Source organism: Curtobacterium sp. MCBD17_032 (assembly GCF_003234855.1).
Lineage (GTDB): Bacteria > Actinomycetota > Actinomycetes > Actinomycetales > Microbacteriaceae > Curtobacterium.
The window spans coordinates 207,710-226,982 of sequence record NZ_QKTO01000002.1 but is presented as its reverse complement, the minus strand read 5'-3'; the positions used below and the strand labels follow the sequence as shown (position 1 = coordinate 226,982).

Below are 19,273 nucleotides of genomic sequence, written 5' to 3'. Positions count from 1 at the left end.
GCTCCGTGTTGGGGTCGGTCAGTCGACCGGTCGGATGACGGACGGGAGCACGATGTGCAGGCGCTCGGCGAGACGCGACTGTGCGTCCTCCAGCGAGCGGAAGTCCCCGACGTACTGGCCGAACGTGTCGGACACGAAGTAGTGCCCGTCCCGCTTGTCGACCGTGCCACCGAAGTAGCCGCCGTAGTTGGCGGACCAGAGGCCGGTCTCGACCTCGGACCACGTGAGCACGGCGCGGGACGGAGTGTGGGCCACCTGGGCCTCGAGCACGGCGATCGTGTCGACGGTGTCCGTGTCGAGGGTCACCTCGACCTGGTGCATGTCGTGGCTGATGATCGTCATGGCCCTGCTCCTTCACGTTCCGGGGTACATCTGCTTGCGAGAACCACGGTACGGGGGACGCCATCGACCCACCAGCCAGCCCCGTGGATTCACGGGTTCTCCTGATCCGCTCCGGTATCGAAGCCCGGAAAACCGGGACAAGACGTCACGTTTCCGGGGTACAGGGGACAAACCGGGGTACTCGCGATCTGGACGGAACGCGTCGGACAGGGGTCGGGCCTCCCGTCCGACGGTCCACCGGTCGGTGGATCCGGTCTGGAGGCCCGTCCCGGTAGCGTCACCTCCTGTGACCCCTGAGCGTCCAGACGACCGCGTGCACGACGTGCCGTCGGCGCCGGTCGGGCGCGTGGCCGGGTCCGCGATCCGCCGCCACGGTGGGACGAGTGCGCACGCGACCGGGCGGAGTCGCAGCGTCGCTGCAGTGCTCGCCGTCGGTTACGGGGTGGCGGTGGTCCTCATCGGCTTCTGGGGCAGCCCGGTCGACGCCCGTGTGCAACCACTGCTCGCCCGCGTGGTCGCCGCGGCGCAGCGACGTGGAGCGCCGGACTGGTTCGGGTACGGGCTGTTCGAGTCCCTGGCGAACGTGGCGTTCTTCGTGCCGCTCGGCCTGCTCGTGGTGCTGCTCGCCGGCGCGCGCTGGTGGTGGGCCGGCGCCGCGTCGGGGTTGCTCGTCAGCGCGGCCATCGAGACCGGGCAGGCGCTGTTCCTACCGGCACGGGTGGCGACGATCGACGACGTCGTGGCGAACACGATGGGCGCCGTCGTGGGGGCGCTGCTCGGGGTCGTGGTGCTCGGGGTGGCGGCGCGGCGACGACGCTGACGGCCGGTCGCAGGCGGTTCACCTGCGGGCGGCTCAGCCTTCCCGCACGTCCCCCCGCCTACGGTCGGGGACATGGCCACGAACAGCACCCCGATGGTGGAACAGCACATCGCCGTCTTCGGAGGGAGTGGCAGCGGCAAGACCGTCCTGCTCTCGTCGTTCTACGGTGCCGCTCAGGAGCCGAGCGTCCGCCGGGCGAACCGGTACGCCGTGACCGCCGAGGACCGCGCCCAGGGCCGCACGCTGCACCGCAACTACCTGGGCATGCGCGACGGCGACACCGTGCCCGGCCCGACGCGGTTCGCCTCGACCTCCTACCGGTTCGTCATCGAGCCGTCGGCGGACGCCCTGCCGAAGGGCCGATCGAGGCAGAAGGCGGTGAAACCCCTGCGGATCGTCTGGCACGACTACCCCGGTGAGTGGTTCGAGGAGGACCCGAGCTCCGCCGACGAGGCCACGCGCCGGGTCGAGACCTTCCGGTCGCTCCTCAGCGCCGACGTCGCCGTGCTCCTGGTGGACGGACAGCTCCTCGCCGAGCACGCCGGCGAGGAGGACCGCTACCTCAAGGCGCTGCTCACCGACTTCCACACCGGGCTGTACGCGCTCCGCGACGACGTGCTCGAGGACGGCAAGCGCCTCACGCGCTTCCCGCGGATCTGGACCCTCGCGCTGTCGAAGGCCGACCTGCTGCCCGACGTCGACGTCGAGGCGTTCCGCGAGCTCGTCATCGGCAAGGCCGGCGGGGAGCTCGACGAGCTCCGCACCGTGCTGCAGAGCTTCGTCCAGGACCCCGACGCGCTCGACGTCGGCGAGGACTTCCTGCTCCTGTCGTCCGCGAAGTTCGAGCCGGGCGCCATCGACGTCACCACCCGCACCGGCGTGGACCTGCTCCTGCCGATCACGGCGATGCTGCCGTTCGAGCGCTTCGCGAAGTGGGCCACCACCCGGCAGCGCGGCGCCCAGGTGGCCGAGCAGTTGCTCAAGTTCGCCGGTCCCGTCGTCGGGTTCCTCGCCACCTCGCGCTACGGCAAGTCCCCGCTCGTCGGCGCGGCCGCGGGCTGGATCGGAGGCGGCATCGGATCCCGCGCGGTCAGCTTCGCCACGAAGCGCGTCGCGAAGTTCAAGGACGAGGCCACGGCCGAGCAGGAGTTCACCAGCCGGGTGCTCGCGCGCTTCGCCGAGGACCTGGACCGCGGCGTCGAGCAGCGTGTGCTGCGCCGGGGCGACGAGTCGTGAGCTTCATCTGGGCGACCCGTGGTCGTACGTGGGGCTTCCGGTTCCTGTCGACCGAGCAGCCGGGGCAGGACCCGTTGGCGCGCTACGAGCAGGCGTTCGACGGGGTCCGCGACGTGCCGGCCGTGGTCCGTCGTCGCGCCGGGGTGCTCGCCGTGCGCTTCCCCGATCCGGAAGGACGCCGTGACCGGTCCGGGCGGCCAATCCCCCACGAGTTCGTGCTGACGCCGCCGCTCAGTGACTCGGTCCGCTCGGTCGAGGACGCGGTCGCGCAGGTCTGGCCGCTCGTGCGGGAGCGGTACGCCGAAGTGTGGGACTTGCCGAAGGCACCGTGACCTCGGCATCGTGTCCGCAGAGCTGCGGACACGATGGGGTCGCCGTTCGTCGCTCGTGTTACGAGCAGCCGGGAATCCGCCGCGTTCGACTGCCAGGAGGCGCAGCGGCCGTCTGCCCGACCCGTCGCGGACGTACGGTCAGCACGTGAACCCGAATCGCAGACAGTACCGTCGTCCCTCCGCTTTCCCCTGGTGGCTCTGGGTGGTCGCCCCGCTCGCCGTCATCGGCGTCGTCGGCGTCCTCCTCGTCGTGACGTGACGTCACACACACCCTGAACACGACGGAACCCCCGGAGCCTGACGGCTCCGGGGGTTCCGCTCAGTGAGCTGAAGCTCAGACGGTCTCGCGCTGGCGACGGACCGAACCGCGCACGACGAGCAGGCCGCCACCGAGGACGACGGCGCCACCGGCGACCCAGAGGGCCAGGGTGGAGACGGTCGAACCCGTGAAGGCGAGGGAACCGTTGGTGCCGGTGCCACCGGTCGAGCCGGCGCCAGCAGCGACGTCAGCCGGGGCGATGGTGAAGGACGCGACGCCGACGACACCGGAGGTGGCGCCCGTGGCGGTCAGGTTGTAGCTGCCCGAGCCGCCCACCGGGAGGGTGACGCGGACGTCGAGCGAGCCGTCGGCGTCGGCGACGTACCCACGCGAGACGGTGGTCACGGGCAGGGCACCGAGCGTGGCGTCGTTCACGCCGGCACCGGTGATCTGGACGTTGACCGTCTCGTTGTCCTGGAAGGCGCCTTCGCTGAAGTTGATGACGACGATGCCGCCGGCAACGTAGTTGCCCGAGATCGTGACGTCCGAGTCGGGAGCGTAGCCAGCTGCGTTGGCAGCGGCGGGAGTGGCGAGCAGTGCGGCGCCAGCCAGCACGACCGCGGCGATGAGCTTCTTCATGAAGTGGTTCCCCTAGTGATCTGATCCGACAGACCCTGATACCAGAGCCCTGCCTCCGCAGATGTCAATCCCCCCCTGACCACAGACATGGCAGGTGCGATTGGCGAAGTTCCCTCAATGTAGCGGATGTTCACAGTTTGTTGCCACCCTTCGTGCAACGAATTCGTGAACTCGAGCTGGGTCTAGTCACAGCATTCGTGTGATCGCGACGACGTGCGTCCATGCGCCTTCATCTACGACAGAGAGAACCCCCGGTCACGACCGCCTGACCACCACCCGAAGCTGCATCGGGTCGCAACGGTGCGGACGACTTTGCCGACCTTGGTGGCCACTCAGGCCGCCCACCACCCCCGGACTGGGGGCAGAGCAGCACGCGTAGTACGGCGAAACACCGCGTGGTGATGCCCCGTCCAGCTGGCGAAGATCCCCTATTGTCCGCGTCGCTCCAGCATCAGCCGACCGGAACCGGCTCAGCGCAGTCGAACCGTAGCGGCTCGACCTTCGTCTGACGGACACCCGGAGTCGACTCTGCCTGCACGCCGGCCTTGGCGAACTTCGCCTCCCCGAGGAACGCGACGCGGAAGGTCGTGCTCTCCCCTGGTGCGAGCAGCGTCTGGATCTGCGCGACGGGGTGCTCGCCGTCCATGACGGTCTGCAGGGCCGCGCCCTTGCCGTCCTGCGAGGCACCGAGGTAGATCGCGCCGGGCGGTGCGTACACCGCCATCAGGGTCTTGATCTTGCCGGGCTCTGTCCCGAAGTCGCCCCCACCGGTCACGTATCGCGGAAGGCTCGTGGCAGCATCGGCGGGCGCGGTGTTCTTCAGCGTGACCTCGACCACCGAGGTCGGCCGTCCGTCCTTCCGGCAAATAGAACTGCCGACGGAGACCTTCTTGTCGAGGTAATAGTCCATCTTCGCAGCGGTGCCGTCGTTGAGGTAGACGCCGAACTCACGGGTCTGCGCCGACGCGGTCGGGAGGGTGCCGGCGACAGCGGTGCCCGCGATCTGCTTCTGCTCCGCCTCGTCCGCGCTCCAGAGCCGGAGTCGCCCGTCCTTCGTACCTTCGGTAAGCGCGCCGATGAACGCCTTGGTGTCGAATTCTCCACTCGACACCTTGTCGAACACCGCACTCGCCGCCGACGCGAAGAACGCGTCCTGCACTGTCGGGTCTGGGTACTTGGCGTAGACGTCGCTCAACAGGAGCTTCGCGGCGTTGTCCGAGGTCAGCGTGTCCCCGGTCGGCAGCTGCACCGGACCGGTCGCACGCAAGATGTAGCCGAGGGTCACCGGGTCGATGGCCAGGACGCCGTCCACCTGCTGGCCAAACTCCTGCTTCCACATCTCGCGAGCCAGCGCCCCCGTGACGTCGAAGCGCGGTGTCAGGTTGACGTCCTGCATGTAGCGACCCGTGATGTCGCCGTAGAGGCTCGTCGTCGCCGCGGACAGCGGTAGCACTGGCTTGTCATACGGCCCGAAGGACGATCCCGCCGCTTGATTCGCGAGCGCGATCGCCCCGTCTCTCGCCTGCAGCAGAGCCACCGCGCCGGGGATACCGCCACCGGCACGCAGCTCGGCGTTGTTCTGGAAGAGCAGGACGTAGTCGCGCGCGCCGTCGTGTCCGAGCATGGCGGGCGCGAGCTGCAGCACCTTGTTGACCGTGGTCGCCTGCTCGGTGACCGATCCGAGCGCATTGCGCAGTTGATTGACCGCCGACGTCACTGGCGACAACGTCGCGCTCGTGTCGATGGCATCCGCTTCACCGCTGGCCTTCGCCAGGGTCTTCGTCGCGCGGGCGACCGACGGCTGTGCGTCCACGAGCGGCTGGAGTTCGATGCGACCACCCTTCGGTGCGAGCGCGTCCTGATTCAGGTCGCCGATGACCTCGGTGACCGGGCGCACTGCCCCCGCTGCGACCTGGTCCACGATGACCGCGACCTCGCGTACGGCCCGGAGGTTCGACCCGAAGAAGGGTGTGATCTGCGCGGCGCTCCAGATCGGATCGCTCGTCAAGCTCCGCGCCGACGACGCGTGGTCCTCCAGCTGCTTCGCCGTGCGCTGCGCCGCCGATGCATCGCCGTCAGTGATCTGCGAGCGCAGCGTGCCCACGAGCGCAACCGACTGCTCGAGGTGCCGCTTCGCCAGCAGCCCGCGAACTCCGACCCAGGCGACGGCGACGATCAAGAGGAGGACGAGCGCAAGGACGATCCACAGCACGATCCGGGCCCTGGACCCCCGGCGTACAGCAGCGCGTCGCGACTCGGGCAGGTCGGACATGGGCCTAATTCTATGGTTGCTCATGTCCGACCTGCGTCGTCATTCGCGGATCGTGTCGACGTGCTCTCGGTACCAGCTGATGGTGCTCCGAAGTCCGTCTTCGAGACCGATGCCTGCGGTCCACCCGGCGTCGGCGAGCTTGGAGACGTCGAGCAGCTTCTGCGGCGTTCCGTCGGGCTTCGTCGTGTCCCACTCCGTCTCGCCCTCGAAGCCGACGATCTTCGCGATCGTCTCGGCGATCTCCTTGATCGTCACGTCCGAACCGGTGCCGACGTTGACCTGCTCAGGCCCGTCGTAGTGCTCCATGAGGTGCAGAACTGCTGCGGCCATGTCGTCGACGTGCAGGAACTCGCGACGAGGCGATCCGGTCCCCCAGTTCTCGACTCGGTCCGCGCCCGACTTGGCCGCCTCGTCGTACCGACGGATGAGAGCGGGCAGGACGTGCGAGCCCTGCGGCGAGAAGTTGTCGCCGGGTCCGTAGAGGTTCGTCGGCATCGCCGAGATCCAGTGCTTGCCGTGTTGCCGGCGAACCGCCTGGACCTGCATGATTCCGGCGATCTTCGCGATGGCGTAGGCGTCGTTCGTCGGCTCGAGGTGCCCCGTGAGCAGCGAGTCCTCGTGGATCGGCTGCTCCGCGAACTTCGGGTAGATGCACGACGATCCGAGGAACATGAGGCGCTCGACGTCGTGCTCGACGGCGGCGTCCATGACGTTCACCTGGATCTGGAGGTTCTCGCTCAGGAAGTCGTGCGGGTACGTGTTGTTCGCCATGATGCCGCCGACCTTCGCCGCCGCCAGGACGACGTACCGCGGCTTCTGCTCGGCGAAGAACGCGAAGACGGCGTCGCGGTCCTTCAGGTCGAGTTCCGAGGAACTGCGCCCGACCAGATCCGTGAAGCCCTCGGACTGGAGCTTCCGCCAGACCGCAGAACCGACGAGGCCCCGGTGCCCGGCGACGTAGACGCGCCCGGCTCGATCGAGCGGCCCGGGAACGAACTCGTTGTCCGCCATCATGCCTCCCAGCTCGCGAGCTTCACCTTGTCGATCCACGGGCGACCCTCGTGCTCGAGCGCTTCGATGTCGGCGTCGACCATGATGCGCGCCAACTGCGCGGTGTCGACCGTCGCTTCCCAGCCGAGCTTCTCCTTGGCCTTCGACGCGTCGCCGACCAGGGCGTCCACCTCACTCGGACGCAGGTAACGCTCGTCGAACCGGACGTGGTCTTCCCAGTTCAGCCCCGCGTGCGAGAACGCGGTCGAGAGGAAGTCCTTGACCGTGAAGTCGCCGCCCGTCGCGAGCACGAAGTCATCGGGCTCGTCGACCTGCAGCATCCGCCACATGCCCTCGACGTACTCAGCGGCGTACCCCCAGTCGCGAACGGAGTCGAGGTTGCCGAGGTACACGTGGTCTTCGAGCCCTGCCTTGATCCGAGCCACTGCCCGTGTGATCTTCCGGGTGACGAAGGTCTCGCCGCGACGCGGCGATTCGTGGTTGAACAGGATCCCGTTGACGGCGAACATCCCGTACGCCTCGCGGTAGTTCCGGGTCACCCAGTAGCTGTAGACCTTCGCGGCGCCGTACGGGGAGCGCGGCCAGAAGGGCGTCTCCTCGTTCTGCGGCGGCGGCGTCGCGCCGAACATCTCGGACGACGACGCCTGGTAGAACCGCGTGTGGATGCCGGACATACGGACAGCTTCGAGCATGCGCATGGAACCGACACCGGTCACATCGCCTGTGTGCTCAGGCTCATCGAAGGAAACCCGCACGTGCGACTGGGCCGCGAGGTTGTAGACCTCGTCCGGCTTCAGTTCGCCGAGCAGGCTGACGAGTCGCGCTCCATCACCGAGGTCGCCGTAGTGCAGGAAGAGCTTGGCATCCGGGTTGTGCGGATCGACGTAGAGATGGTCGATCCGCGAGGTGTTGAAGGTCGAAGCACGACGGATCAGGCCGTGCACTTCGTATCCCTTTGCGAGCAGCAATTCTGCCAGATACGACCCGTCCTGACCTGTGATGCCGGTGATGAAGGCTTTTTTCTGCAACGTTCCCCTTTTCCGAGTGTCGTACCTGTGCATCATTCCTGATGCAATCTCTCAACCTTGATCCGGTCGCGAAGACCGTCGCTCTCGCCCGAAACGATCTTCCGGATGAAGAACATCGGGCTGCGAGCGACCTCCACCCAGTCGTCGTTCGTGAAGACACGGATGAGCGTTGGATCGATGAGATGGAGGTTGGCATACCGCCAGTTACCTGGGCCGACGTAGTCCTCGAAACCGCCAGCTGGTGTCGAGTTCGCGAACGGCGTGCTCATGATCAACGACTGGTAGAACTTCTCCTCCGGGCAGAAAAGCGCCGCGAAGTAGTGCTCAATCTCGGGGGTCACTGCCTCTTCCATCGACCGCATGCACTCGGCGGTCACCGCGAAATGCGTCCCCCCATGCCCGACGACGAGTCCGTCAGGAACTGGCGGCACGCGCTTTCGGCTCAACGGACCGTCGACGAGCCGGATAATCCCGTTGCGCAGCTTGCGCAGCGCCTTGTTGCCGGTCCGTCGTGACAGCAAAGGCAGGTCGCGGTGATGAGTGCGATCGATCTGGCGGAAGTACTTCGGCTCACTCTTGGCAATTTCGAAGGCCCGCAGGTACTGCCGCCCCTGGTTTGACCTCAGATGGTCCACCAGGTCCGCCACTGGACGGAGCGGGTAGTCAGATCCGGAAAGCATGATGAGGTAGTCGTCATCGGCGGCGACGCGGAGGGCTTCACGCACGAGTATCCGGATGGCTCGGACCTGGGAGTAGCCACCCCAGTTGACTTGGACACGCTCGGTGAAGGTCACGTTGCCATGCCCGCCGACGGCGAGCTCGAAGTCCTCCATGCTCGCTTTCGCGTCCACATGCACGATGACCCGATAGGGCTCCAGCGCGGTCACGAGTTCACGGAGGTGCTGAGCGTCTTGGAAGGTATACACAAGGAAGATCGGCGTCATCTCAACCCTCCGCGGTTGCATGGCACGGCAGTGCTCCTATCGCGCAGCGACACGAGAGCCAGCCGAACGCCACAGCGCAGCTTGCCCTGCAGGAATCTCGCCAGGTGACGAGCGCTTCTCAGCATAAGACCCCGCCGTGCCCGAATCTGCACCTGTTGAAGCAGTGCGGACGACCGGCAGATGCTCATGCCCCGTTCCTGCCCAGGATTCCACGCCGCCTGAGAATCGCAAGCGGTCCGAAGGATCGTCGCCGTGCGAGGACCCAGAAGCCGAGGGTGACGAGGCCGACGAGTCCCAGGACGAGTTCGACGATCGATCCGTCGGCAGAGGCGAGGAGCAGGTACAGCGCGAGGTACAGGACCACTGCGAAGGCAAGGGGCTGAGCGTAGCCGATGGCGACTTCGACGAGACCCAAGGCGCCCAGGCGCCGGGCCTGGAGCAAGTGCACGATGTGACGGACCACCGTGGCAGCGATCATCGCGAGGATCGCGAACTCGTACTCCCTGTGCACCAGAACCAACATCACGCCTGTCGCACTGATGAGGAAGGCGAGCGCCTCCGCTACCCAGATCGCGCGGAAGAGCGACGCTGATTCCAATGCGCCCGCGAACAGCACCATGAGTGGCTGCAGGGCACCGAGCACAGCGAGCAGGGGGAGGATGCGCGCGGCCTGGTCCCAGCCGGGGCCCAGGACCACGCCGACGATGACCGGTCCTACCCCGGCCATGACTGCCCCGATGGGGAGGGTCAACCATGCCACGAGGCCCAACATGTCCAGCCAAGCTGACCGAGCGGCAACACTGCCCACTGGATAACGGCGGAATTCTGGGTAGATGACCTGCATCAATGCGTTCTGCAGCTGCGAGAAGGGAACGGTCGACAGGACATCCGCCCTGTTCCATGCTCCGAGTACTGCTGTCCCGATGAACTGGCTGACACTCCACCGCGGCGCATTGCCCGACACGTACTGAACGATCGACACCGCGACGATCTTCGTACTGAAACGGACGTTGTCAGACCGGAGCGCGAGCCTTCCCGGGGCCAAAGCACCGCGAAGTCGTCCCGCCGCCCAGATGAACGTCCCCCACTGACCTACGATGGCCGACACCGCCAGCGACTCGGGGCTCTTGAACACCAAGACCGCGCCCGCACCGATGGCCATGCCAATGACGTTGGCCACGAACGTCGCCACGGCCAGATCGCGGAACACGCCCTCCCGGCGAAGCAGCCCGCTGCTCAGGCTCAGCATCGGCAGGATGAGAGCGCTCACCGCCAGCAACCGGACGGGTCCGGCAGCCTGAGGAGCTGCCCACAGCGCGCTCCACAGGTCTGCAGTCCCCAAGGTGAAGAGAGCCGCGGCTCCCCCGATGAGCAGCGCGTACGTAGCGAGTGGGCGGGTCGACTGACGGTCAGCATCCGGCGCACGGGCGGCGGTCTGCGCCAGCCCCCCGGATCCGAGGAGGTTCACGAACGCTGCGATGGAGAGCGCGACGCTGTACGCGCCGAAGACGGACGGATCGGCGAGTCTCGAAGTCAGCGCCGCGTAGCCGAGCTGCACGATCACGGTCAGGAGCTGCAGTCCATACACCCAACCCGCGCCCGCCGCGAGACGCCGGCCGATGGAACTCATGCGCCTTCCACCGGAAGCATACGGCTGAGCCGGGCCGTGTCGAGTCCACTGCTCGGTACATAGGCGAACCACCGTCCGGAGTCAGGGACACGATGCCACCATGGCACACGGGCGATGACCGGCGCTCGTGACACCAGCGCAGCGAAGAACCCGAACGAACTAGGTGCGGCGACGATGAGCTGTGCAGAAGCAATCGCAACGAAGTCGTGGTCCCGGTCCCCGGAATCATTGATCTGCACCCCGAGTTGTTCCAACTCCTTGAGGTCGCCAGCATCGCCAGAGGTGTACAGACGGATGGGCATCCGTTCGAAGCGGCCGATCGATCGGATTTCTGCGATCAGCTTCTTGTAATAGGGCACACCGAGCCAGCGGTCCGGATGTGTGGTCGGACCGACGTCTCCACGGCGAGCATGTACAGCGATGTGATCGCTGGTGGATTCCGCTGTCAAGAGCTCTCGTCCGAGATAGCCAGCCAGCACGGCGCGTCGCAGGGCAGGCGCTGCTGGTGTCTGGTCCCACCGTCGCTGATCGAGGCTGAGACGGCCGATCCAAGGCCTCGCGCGCCCTCTCGCCGCGCGGTCCACAGCGTGCCGAAGGGCAGGGAGAGCCCAAGGCTCGGTTTCGAAGCCCGTCGCCGGCAGACGTCGCTCCAGGAGCCGATTGCTCGGAAGTGCGGCAGTCAACTCGGACAACGCGAACAAGCCCCGCGAATCTTTCGTCACGTCCCCACCGAAGTAGGGGACTCCGAGGTCCTGCGCCCAGAGGTACCCCGACACCCAGGTCGACAGCTGATGACCGAGGTCGGGATACGGGTCCACTCGAGCCCGCAGCCCCACCATGTTCTGCGGAGGACGCCACCCCCCCTGGTCGATCGGGATCGAGGCGGCCCGCCGTAGCTCCCGATGAGCGATCGAGCGCTCGGCCTTGATGGCTGCTCTGAGCGGCAAGGTCCGCAACGGCTTGAGCTTCACCGACTTGCATCCCGGTTCGCAGCCCAGATGGTCCGCGCACCGGACGGGTCGATCCAGGTTCTGCGCCAGTTCAACATCTGCAGCATGAGATCGTCCTGCCGGAACGTCGCCGCCGCGAACTCCCGCCCTGCCTGGATCCGGCGCAGCCGCTCGTCGGTCGTCGTATTCTCCAGGACGGAGTCGATGGAGGCGATGAGCGCTTCGGGGGAAGTCCCGCGGATCAGGAAGCCCTCAGCCTTGTCACCGAACAGCTCGTCATACCCCGGGTGGTCGGTCGTGGCGTGGATGGACCCTGATGCCAAGGAGATCGGCAAGCGATTCGAGAAGTAAGAGTCTTCATTCGCAAAATGGTCCCAGTTGGCACTCACCCATCCTGATGTGATGGCCTCGTCCTGCGCTTCGAACGGGGCCGGTCCTTTCGCTGTCGGACCTTCCCATCCGCGGCCGTAAACGGCGAGTCGGGTGCCGAAGTGCTCCTGCATCAGTTCGACGAATCGGATCCGCTCCCGCCAGTCCGGAAGTCCGCGGAGCCGCGGACGGTTCCTGTTCGCGACAATCACAACCTCGAACGGGCGGTCTTCCCGGAGCGGTCGATCGAAGTTGACCGAACGGTTCGGCTCGTAGGCCGAGGGCAGCCAGCGGACGTTCTTGCTTCCTGCACGACGGAAGTTGTCGGCGAACGTTCCTCTGCCCACCGTGAAGACGACATCGGCTGCGCGCCCCGCCTCACGCGCTTCGATCGGAAGAGGATGCAAGTGGCGTGAGTAGGGATCTGCCTCGTGGTAGATGAAATCCGAGCGGCACGATGCCTGGAGGTCGGCGAAATGACTTCTGCGGAGCCCGGTGCCGACGAGGTGTTGCATCAGGAGGATGTCGGGCTGGAAGGCTGCTACTCGTTCGAGCAGCTCTCGCCGGTGCGCCCTGGCATCACCGCCACTACGCACGGCGTCCAAGAGACTGAAGACCTCGAGCGACTCGATCATCCCCGCGCGATGGAGCATCTCCAATGGCTCGCGGAAACCGACCTGGCGAAAGCCCCCGAACTCGTTCGGGACGTAGAAGATCCTCGGAGCACGTCCGCTCATGCTGACCCCCCGTTCTCTTGCGTGCTCCTGAGCCGAACGCCCGCGCTCCGCAGCGCGGACCAGTGCTCTTGGAGAGCGACCTCTTCGAATCTCGTACCGACGATCCTCGCCGGATTGCCGGCGACGATCGTGTTCGCGTCGACGTCTTTCGTGACGACCGCTCCAGCCGCGATGACCGCGCTGTCACCGACAGAAACGCCGGAGAGGATCACGGCGCCGAATCCGATCCAGACATCGCTACCGATGATCGTGTCATCGCTCAGCGCATTGGTGGTCCCCACCCATGGAGTGGCCGTGATGGGTGTCCCCACAACCCTCATGTCGTGATCGCGACGGCCGACGATCGCTGATCTGTTCGCGACGAGGACGTGGTCTCCGATCGACCCGTCAACCTCGATGCGGACGTCAGAACCAATGTGAACGTGATTACCGATCCGGAGCGACCGCGGAGCCCAGATCCTCACACGTTCACCCATCACGAGCGCGTCGCCCGACAACACCGTCGACGGCAGAGCGTTCTGACGCTTCTGCCGCTTGATCCTCCTGAGGAGTGCGCGGATCATTTCGTCCCTCCGTTCCGCACGACGGCCGCGCGGTAGATCTCGACGTACTCGGCGGTTCCTCGCGCAGGCCGAAAGTCGACTGTCAACGCCTGGGTGCCCCGAGAAGCCCTCCGCAGGGATTCGAGCCAGACGGCGGGCTCGCGGGAGGACACCATCGTCACCCCTGGTTGGGACGCTGCCCAGCGGAGACCTGGAGCGTCCGCCACCACCGCGGGCAACCCGACGACAAGCGCCTCGGCCAATGCCACCGGCATTCCTTCGTTGACGCTCGGCATCGCAAAGACACGGCCGCCGACCAGCGTCGTGATCGGGTCGCGGGCACCGCGTGACACGAGGAGACCCCTCTTCTCGAGCTCCTCGAGGAGACGCAGCTCAGAGGGCTCAGCATGGTCCTCGGATCCCACATGAGCCACCCGCAACCCGCCCATCAGCGCGGCTTCCAACACGACATCGTGGTTCTTGATCCAAGAGCAGTTCCCGACCAACACCACCGGTGCCGAAAGATCGTGAGGATCATCGTTGGGGTGGGCCCCAGTGAGCGCGAAGTACCGCGGGTCAACCCAGTTGTAGACCACCTTCACTCTCCTGGCGAAGCGTTCTTCATTGGATGCCACGTCGTGACTGGGGACGATGACCGCGCGAACGAACCGGTCGGCGACAACCGCCTGAAGGAATCGGCTCACGAACCACTTGCCCCGGGCAGTGAAGACATTGTGCACGGTCCTGACTATCGGCACCGCGCGTTCGATTCGTCGGATGGTGAGCACGTTCTGCAGGTAGTTGCCCTCAGAGTGCAGGTGAACGACGTCTGGTCGAAAGTCTGCGATGACACGCGCCAGGAATCGCCGTCCGGCTGCACTCCGGAGAGGCTGCTCGGTTGTCGAGACGCCGTAGCCCGCAAGTCGGATCTCGGTTGCATAGGGATGCTGGACGCCGAAACCCGCGACATGAGCGGCTACGCCGGACGCCTTGAAGTCGGCGGCCCCGGAGACGAGCATGCGTTCCATACCGCTGGGACGCAGCTCACCGAGGATGTGGAGGACGCGAAGGTTCGGCATCAGTGGCTCACCCGCAGGCGAGCATCGTCCAGGCGCGGGTTCGCCGCTTCCATGTCATAGCGCGGGAACTTCCTATCGAGGAACGCGAAGGCCAGCGGTACGCAGGTCCACCACTGCCACGAGTAGGTCCAGCCGTACACGAGGAAGCATACGAGGATGCATGCGACGAAGACGTCTCGGCCAGGGCGAAGGCCTTCGAACACGCGCGGCACGATGATGGCAAGCAAAGCGAGGAGGCCGATGAGTCCCTCGCGCAGGTACACCGTGACATACCAGTTGTGCGGCGCGAAGACCACCCAGCGTCCGACGCCCTCGAAACGACCGAATCCATGACCGAAAGGCATGCCGAACAGGACGCTCAGTGGTCCGCCGCCCAGGGACTGCACGACGAGACCGATCCAACTGGTGAGCCGCGCATCGTACGTCCCGGTGTTCGAGGCGGAGCCCACGAACTCGGCGACGAGGTTGCTGTTCGCTGCGCGACTGACCGCTATGGCGAGACCGATCACGAGGACTGTTGCGGCGAACGGGATGATCTTCTGCCGAAGCGCGCGGGGTGCGCGCCACACGAGAACGAGCGCCAGAGCAATCATGGTCAACCACACCGTGCGCTGCTGGCTCACCGCCACGACCAGCATGAAGATCGCGGACAAGAACACGTACCGCTGCTGATTGGTGCGGTTCCAAAGCCGGAGCGCGAGCACCGCGCAGAGGACGAGGAGGAAGGCCTGTGATGAGACCAGCGGGCGCCCCGTCTGGCTGAGTTCCCCGCTGACGGCCACGAAGTCGTCGGTGCCGCCCAGGCCGTAGCGCGCAGCGTGGTAGGCCGCGACAAGACAGAGACCCACGCCTTGAACGACGACGAAGTACTTCTCGGCCCACACGACGTCTTCGTGCGCCCACTCCCGGGTCACCCCCCAGAAGACGATCCCCATCACGTAGAGGAAACCCCGTGCCTCGTTGACTGCAAGGCCGAGACCGTACTGCGATATGCCACGGGCGAGCGACACCGCGAGCAGTACGAGCAGGAGAACGCTCGCGAACACGACGAGCGGAGAGAGCCGCGACAACGCCTTGCGGGAGTCAATCGTTGCTGCGATGAACAAAGCGACGGCCAAGATGTCGCCGACAGTGATCGTCGTCCCGCCGAACGTCCCGATCGTTCCGAAGTTGGGGAATTCCCACGCGGTCAGGGCGTAGAGCGACACGGCCCAGAACACGAGCCGCGGATTCAAACGAACGAACCCGACCAGCAACGCGATGACGATGGCGCCGACGAGCAGCAGAAGCAATGTCGTCATCGGACCGGCCTCCCAGCGGAGAGCGCCCCACGCAGGTTGCGCACCCACCACAACGCGTACGACGAAGCAAAGAAAAACCACCAAGATCTCGGCTGATGCCGTCGGAGGTAGCGCAGGAGAGACCGTGGGTTCCCAGCGCCCTTCTTCCCGACGTAGGCGCGCCAGGCCGCCGCGAGCGACGAATGAGCCACCGCCGCGTTCCTGCTGCAAAGCCCGACCGCTCCGCCAGCGACCCAGACGGGAACGCCGCTCGACGAAGCTCTCATGCCGTAATCGACATCGGCGAAGGCGTGACTGAAGCCCCCGTCGATCGGACCGACCGACCGTGCAACGTGCACCGGCATGAGCACGACATTGCCATTGAAGGCGTCGACACGGATTGCCTCTTCCGTGACGCTCGGTGGCGCTACGAGATCGAATGCCAACGGATGAACTCCACTACGGCGGAGGCCACCGTAGGTCAACGCGCCGCTCGTCGGGTCGATGGTGCTCCCCACGATGACGCCGGGAGCGAGTGTCTTTGACGAGTGCAGCAGATCCCGCAAGCCTGACGGCGTCAGCTCCACGTCATCGTTGAACCACATGAGCCAGTCCGCGGGTTGTACGTCAGTTCGCGTCAGGACCTTCTGCTCGGCGGTCGCCATCGATTTCGCCCAGAAGGCGGATCCGTCCCCCCGAAGGACATGCAGTTGCTCGACGACGTTGGAAGCACCAGCGATCGTGCCATCACTCGATCCGTCGTCGAACAGGGTGACGTCGAAGTCGACGTCCGCTTGTGCCGTCGCCACTTTCAAAGAGCGCAACGCCCGAACCGTGGTGGCTTCGCGGTTGTGACTCGCCACGATCACGTGCAACTTAGTCATCGGAGTCCTCGATTGCTTGTTTCATACCGGAGCGGAATCGACGGGCCATCTGCTCCACCGAGAAATCCACGGCTGCCGCTCGGCATCGTTCCTGCATCGCTTCCAGCGCGGCCCGATCCCTCAGGAGTTCGACCGTCTGCATTACCGCCTCTTCTACGGACGACGCCGTCAAGCACGTCTCGCCGGGCTCCAGGTACCCGTACTCAGGAGCGTGCAGGGACGAGGACAGTGTGACGATCGGCCGCCCCGCCACCAGACTGTCGACCGCCACCAGCCCGACCCGACCCGGGAGTAGGAGCACATCGCTCTCGAGGAGTGCGCGCGCTTTGTCTTCGCCCGACAGCGGGCCGCGGTACTCGAGCCAGCTGTACCGGTCGTGCGCTGCTGAGACATCAGCACGCAGTTCGCCATCTCCTGCCACCACGAGCCGGAAGCCGGGCTCGATCTCGTGGACCTGCGTCGCTATCTCGATCAGTTCCCCGACACGCTTGCTTGCGTCGAGGCCACCGATGAACAGTGCCTGAAAACAGTCGGGGACGATGGAAAGACGGACCGCGTCGAGGTCTCGGCGAAGCCGCTCGGCGTCGATGCTGTTGCGCAACACAGTCGTCTTCGAATGGTCGATGCCGACCCGCGTCGCCCACTTCACCCCTGACTCCGTGTAGGCGAAGAACCACGCAGCTCGTCGCAGTAGCGCGACGCTGTACGCGCGTTCCAGGAGGGACGGCGTCTTCACCACGTCCGAGCCATGACCCCACATCGCAACCTTCTTGGCAGTCCAAGGCCATGCGAGGAGCAACGGGACGTCGAGGTTCCGGCGGGCCTGCTCGACGACGATGAGGTCGGAGCGGCGCACCGCTGGAGGAAGCACGCGGAGCGTGAGCCGCCGACCCAGGATCTTGAACTCTCTTTGCCGGATTCGGCGGAGCCATGGCTGCGGCCCCGCGCCGTCGTTGCGCCGCGCCAGATCGCCGGCAGGTTCCCCTGCAAACACCACCAACTCGTCCCCGTCGGCCGCCGCCGCCGCCGCCATCGCTGCGAAGAGGGGAACACGGTAGGCCGGCACGTACTCCTGGACGATCGCGAATCTTCGACCTGTCATTCCGGAGCACGTCCCGACAAGAGAGACTGCCACGCTCGTCGATACCCGACCAGACTGAACCGCTTGTCGAACGTCTGGCGCGCCCCGGCGCTGAGGTGCCGCCGCAGGTCGGCAGACCGCAGTACCGCGAGGCAACGATCGGATGACGCAAGCCAGTCATTCTTCGTCACGAGGTACCCGTTGACGCCGTCAGCCACAATGTCCTTGATCCCGCCCACATCGTAGGCGACCACGGGCACTGCGAGACGGAGCCCCTCCAGCAAGGTGAGTGGCTGAGCTTCGAACCGGTAACTACTCGGGAAGACCAGCACCGAGGAGGCGGCTACGACGTCGTCCCGCTCCGCATCGAACAGCGGTCCGGCAAAACGCACTCTGGCCTGGGAATCAGGACTAAGCATCGCCCGGAGATCGTTCGTGTACTCCGGCGACGAGGTCCCACCGATCACGACAGCGCGGGCAGTCGGCACCTCGGTGAGGCACCGATCGGCAATCCTCATGAAGTCCTCCGCACCCTTGCCCGGGATGAGGTTCGACACGTAGACCAGCTGCGGGCTTTCGTGCACTTGGGTGCCCGCGGGTTCTACCGTCCCGACGGTGTTGGGGATGACCTGAATGACGTCGTTGAACCCACGCACGTCGTCCTTCATGGACTCTCCGAGAACCACGACGGACCGCGCTCCAGCGAGCATCGCCCGCACCCCGCGCGCCTGGAGCCTTCCCATGGCGGCGAGTTCCGAGTACCCGGAAGTGTGCACGTACGCGATGTAGTCCCGCCGCTTTGCCCTGAGCAGGAGGCTCAGCAGCACGTCCATCCAGAACGAGGGCGGTCGGTTGGTGGTGAAGAAGACGACGGACGCAGCACGATGCCGATCGAGGGCACGCCAGAGTCGCGTGAAGAGCGAGAACGCGGCGAAGAGCTTCCGCAGGCTCGTCTCGCCGATCTCGCCGACCGAGGTGCTGAAGCGACGATCCACGAGGGACGTGACCAGGCCCAATTTGTCACACGACTCGAGGAAGGTACGGGTCATGATCGTGGAGCCGTGCACGGGAGGAGGAAGTTGACTGATCGCGATCACGTCAACTGTCGACCGCTCAGCCACGATGCCTCCGGAGGGCGAGGATGACGAAGCGCAGATTACCGAACACATAACGCCGCCAAAGACGGCGTGGCTCCCGCCCGAAGCGGTAAGCCCACTCCAGGCCAGTCCGGCGCCAGAAAACCGGCGCTTCGACCACGTCACCCGACACAAAGTTGAAGGCAGCACCGACCGCGAGAACGACGGCCGGGTGACTGGCAGCAATGCGGGCGACCTCGTAGTCCTGCTTCGGAGTGCCGATCCCTACCCAGACCACGTTTGCCCTGGTCCGCTTCAGCATCACGTCGATCTCCTGGTGATCGGCCGGCTCGAGCGGACGGAACGGCGGACTAAAGCTCCCGACGACCGACGCCTGCGGGTATCTCGTGGCGATCGTCGACTGGAGGCGCGCAAGGGACTTCTCCGTACCACCCAGCAGGAAGTGGCGCATGCCTGTGTCGGGCGCTGAATCGAGCAGCGCGCGGAAAGCGTCCGGCCCGCGCATGTGAGCGACATGATCGGATTTGCGCCGCGCGAGCCACGCGAGAGGAGTCCCGTCAGCGACATTCACACTGCCGTGTTGGAACAGCTCGAGGTACGTCCTGTTCTCCGTGAGTGACACGGTGTAGGCGTTCACGAAGTGCACCGGGACCCCGCTGTCACGCAGCGTCGCGGCGACGAGTCGTACACGTTCCAGAACTTCTTGTGCCGGCCTTGCTACGAGCGAGACGCCCGCCACTC

Annotated in this window: 19 protein-coding genes; 3 read left to right on the top strand and 16 right to left on the bottom strand. The window is 65.9% G+C overall.

What is annotated here, in order from left to right:
- Positions 1-18 precede the first annotated feature (18 nt).
- Positions 19-342 (bottom strand): hypothetical protein, encoded by a 324-nt coding sequence (locus DEI91_RS04100; RefSeq protein WP_111051051.1) that lies wholly within the window; start codon positions 340-342, stop codon positions 19-21.
- A 286-nt stretch (positions 343-628) separates the two neighbouring features.
- Here DEI91_RS04100 and DEI91_RS16170 point away from each other — a divergent pair, with 286 nt between their 5' ends.
- The 3 genes from DEI91_RS16170 (at position 629) to DEI91_RS04085 (ending at position 2,730) form a co-directional block, all read left to right on the top strand.
- On the top strand, positions 629-1,162 hold the full coding sequence (locus DEI91_RS16170) for a VanZ family protein (RefSeq protein WP_181439474.1): 534 nt from the start codon (positions 629-631) through the stop codon (positions 1,160-1,162).
- 72 nt (positions 1,163-1,234) lie between these two features.
- Positions 1,235-2,398 (top strand): ATP/GTP-binding protein, encoded by a 1,164-nt coding sequence (locus DEI91_RS04090; protein ID WP_258374282.1) that lies wholly within the window; start codon positions 1,235-1,237, stop codon positions 2,396-2,398.
- The gene (locus DEI91_RS04085; RefSeq protein WP_111051050.1) at positions 2,395-2,730 is read left to right on the top strand and encodes a hypothetical protein; all 336 of its coding nucleotides are present in this window, start codon (positions 2,395-2,397) and stop codon (positions 2,728-2,730) included. Before DEI91_RS04090 ends, DEI91_RS04085 begins: the two co-directional genes overlap by 4 nt.
- 334 nt (positions 2,731-3,064) lie before the next feature.
- On the opposite strand, the gene DEI91_RS04080 is transcribed toward DEI91_RS04085, so the two are convergent.
- From DEI91_RS04080 to DEI91_RS04015, 15 genes are all read right to left on the bottom strand, one after another.
- Complete coding sequence (locus DEI91_RS04080; protein WP_111051049.1) at positions 3,065-3,628, bottom strand: hypothetical protein; 564 nt, start codon at positions 3,626-3,628, stop codon at positions 3,065-3,067.
- Positions 3,629-4,079: 451 nt separating this feature from the next.
- Positions 4,080-5,900 (bottom strand): DUF4012 domain-containing protein, encoded by a 1,821-nt coding sequence (locus tag DEI91_RS04075; protein ID WP_181439473.1) that lies wholly within the window; start codon positions 5,898-5,900, stop codon positions 4,080-4,082.
- Positions 5,901-5,939: 39 nt separating this feature from the next.
- Complete coding sequence (locus DEI91_RS04070) at positions 5,940-6,911, bottom strand: GDP-L-fucose synthase (RefSeq protein ID WP_111051047.1); 972 nt, start codon at positions 6,909-6,911, stop codon at positions 5,940-5,942.
- Positions 6,911-7,939: a GDP-mannose 4,6-dehydratase gene (gmd, locus tag DEI91_RS04065; protein WP_111051046.1), complete on the bottom strand. Its 1,029-nt coding sequence runs from the start codon at positions 7,937-7,939 to the stop codon at positions 6,911-6,913. Before gmd ends, DEI91_RS04070 begins: the two co-directional genes overlap by 1 nt.
- Positions 7,940-7,971: 32 nt before the next feature.
- On the bottom strand, positions 7,972-8,883 hold the full coding sequence (locus DEI91_RS04060) for a beta-1,6-N-acetylglucosaminyltransferase (protein WP_181439472.1): 912 nt from the start codon (positions 8,881-8,883) through the stop codon (positions 7,972-7,974).
- A 184-nt stretch (positions 8,884-9,067) separates the two neighbouring features.
- Positions 9,068-10,513: an oligosaccharide flippase family protein gene (locus DEI91_RS04055; protein ID WP_111051044.1), complete on the bottom strand. Its 1,446-nt coding sequence runs from the start codon at positions 10,511-10,513 to the stop codon at positions 9,068-9,070.
- Positions 10,510-11,484 carry a hypothetical protein gene (locus DEI91_RS15910; RefSeq protein ID WP_146244200.1) on the bottom strand — a complete coding sequence of 325 codons (975 nt, stop codon included), beginning with the start codon at positions 11,482-11,484 and terminating at the stop codon, positions 10,510-10,512. The genes DEI91_RS04055 and DEI91_RS15910 overlap by 4 nt, the downstream gene beginning before the upstream one ends.
- On the bottom strand, positions 11,481-12,569 hold the full coding sequence (locus DEI91_RS04050; protein WP_111051043.1) for a glycosyltransferase: 1,089 nt from the start codon (positions 12,567-12,569) through the stop codon (positions 11,481-11,483). The genes DEI91_RS15910 and DEI91_RS04050 overlap by 4 nt, the downstream gene beginning before the upstream one ends.
- Positions 12,566-13,132 (bottom strand): DapH/DapD/GlmU-related protein, encoded by a 567-nt coding sequence (locus tag DEI91_RS16825; protein WP_309148039.1) that lies wholly within the window; start codon positions 13,130-13,132, stop codon positions 12,566-12,568. Before DEI91_RS16825 ends, DEI91_RS04050 begins: the two co-directional genes overlap by 4 nt.
- On the bottom strand, positions 13,129-14,190 hold the full coding sequence (locus DEI91_RS04040; RefSeq protein WP_111051042.1) for a glycosyltransferase family 4 protein: 1,062 nt from the start codon (positions 14,188-14,190) through the stop codon (positions 13,129-13,131). The genes DEI91_RS16825 and DEI91_RS04040 overlap by 4 nt, the downstream gene beginning before the upstream one ends.
- Positions 14,190-15,491: a hypothetical protein gene (locus DEI91_RS04035; RefSeq protein WP_111051041.1), complete on the bottom strand. Its 1,302-nt coding sequence runs from the start codon at positions 15,489-15,491 to the stop codon at positions 14,190-14,192. Before DEI91_RS04035 ends, DEI91_RS04040 begins: the two co-directional genes overlap by 1 nt.
- Positions 15,488-16,354, bottom strand: a complete 867-nt coding sequence (locus tag DEI91_RS04030; protein WP_111051040.1) for a glycosyltransferase family 2 protein — start codon at positions 16,352-16,354, stop codon at positions 15,488-15,490. Before DEI91_RS04030 ends, DEI91_RS04035 begins: the two co-directional genes overlap by 4 nt.
- Complete coding sequence (locus tag DEI91_RS04025; RefSeq protein ID WP_146244199.1) at positions 16,347-17,489, bottom strand: glycosyltransferase family 4 protein; 1,143 nt, start codon at positions 17,487-17,489, stop codon at positions 16,347-16,349. Before DEI91_RS04025 ends, DEI91_RS04030 begins: the two co-directional genes overlap by 8 nt.
- Positions 17,453-18,556, bottom strand: coding sequence for a glycosyltransferase family 4 protein (locus DEI91_RS04020; protein WP_181439471.1), 1,104 nt, complete (start codon positions 18,554-18,556; stop codon positions 17,453-17,455). Before DEI91_RS04020 ends, DEI91_RS04025 begins: the two co-directional genes overlap by 37 nt.
- Positions 18,549-19,169, bottom strand: coding sequence for a WecB/TagA/CpsF family glycosyltransferase (locus tag DEI91_RS04015; RefSeq protein ID WP_181439470.1), 621 nt, complete (start codon positions 19,167-19,169; stop codon positions 18,549-18,551). The genes DEI91_RS04020 and DEI91_RS04015 overlap by 8 nt, the downstream gene beginning before the upstream one ends.
- Positions 19,170-19,273 lie beyond the last annotated feature (104 nt).

Bases quoted from the DNA above. Each gene is read 5' to 3' on its own strand.
- DEI91_RS04080 (WP_111051049.1), bottom strand. From the start codon at position 3,628: ATGAAGAAGCTCATCGCCGCGGTCGTGCTGGCTGGCGCCGCACTGCTC.
- DEI91_RS04075 (WP_181439473.1), bottom strand. From the start codon at position 5,900: ATGTCCGACCTGCCCGAGTCGCGACGCGCTGCTGTACGCCGGGGGTCC.
- DEI91_RS04090 (WP_258374282.1), top strand. From the start codon at position 1,235: ATGGCCACGAACAGCACCCCGATGGTGGAACAGCACATCGCCGTCTTC.
- DEI91_RS04060 (WP_181439472.1), bottom strand. From the start codon at position 8,883: ATGACGCCGATCTTCCTTGTGTATACCTTCCAAGACGCTCAGCACCTC.
- DEI91_RS04055 (WP_111051044.1), bottom strand. From the start codon at position 10,513: ATGAGTTCCATCGGCCGGCGTCTCGCGGCGGGCGCGGGTTGGGTGTAT.
- DEI91_RS04070 (WP_111051047.1), bottom strand. From the start codon at position 6,911: ATGGCGGACAACGAGTTCGTTCCCGGGCCGCTCGATCGAGCCGGGCGC.
- DEI91_RS04035 (WP_111051041.1), bottom strand. From the start codon at position 15,491: ATGACGACATTGCTTCTGCTGCTCGTCGGCGCCATCGTCATCGCGTTG.
- DEI91_RS04050 (WP_111051043.1), bottom strand. From the start codon at position 12,569: ATGAGCGGACGTGCTCCGAGGATCTTCTACGTCCCGAACGAGTTCGGG.
- DEI91_RS04040 (WP_111051042.1), bottom strand. From the start codon at position 14,190: ATGCCGAACCTTCGCGTCCTCCACATCCTCGGTGAGCTGCGTCCCAGC.
- DEI91_RS04030 (WP_111051040.1), bottom strand. From the start codon at position 16,354: ATGACTAAGTTGCACGTGATCGTGGCGAGTCACAACCGCGAAGCCACC.
- DEI91_RS04100 (WP_111051051.1), bottom strand. From the start codon at position 342: ATGACGATCATCAGCCACGACATGCACCAGGTCGAGGTGACCCTCGAC.
- DEI91_RS16825 (WP_309148039.1), bottom strand. From the start codon at position 13,132: ATGATCCGCGCACTCCTCAGGAGGATCAAGCGGCAGAAGCGTCAGAAC.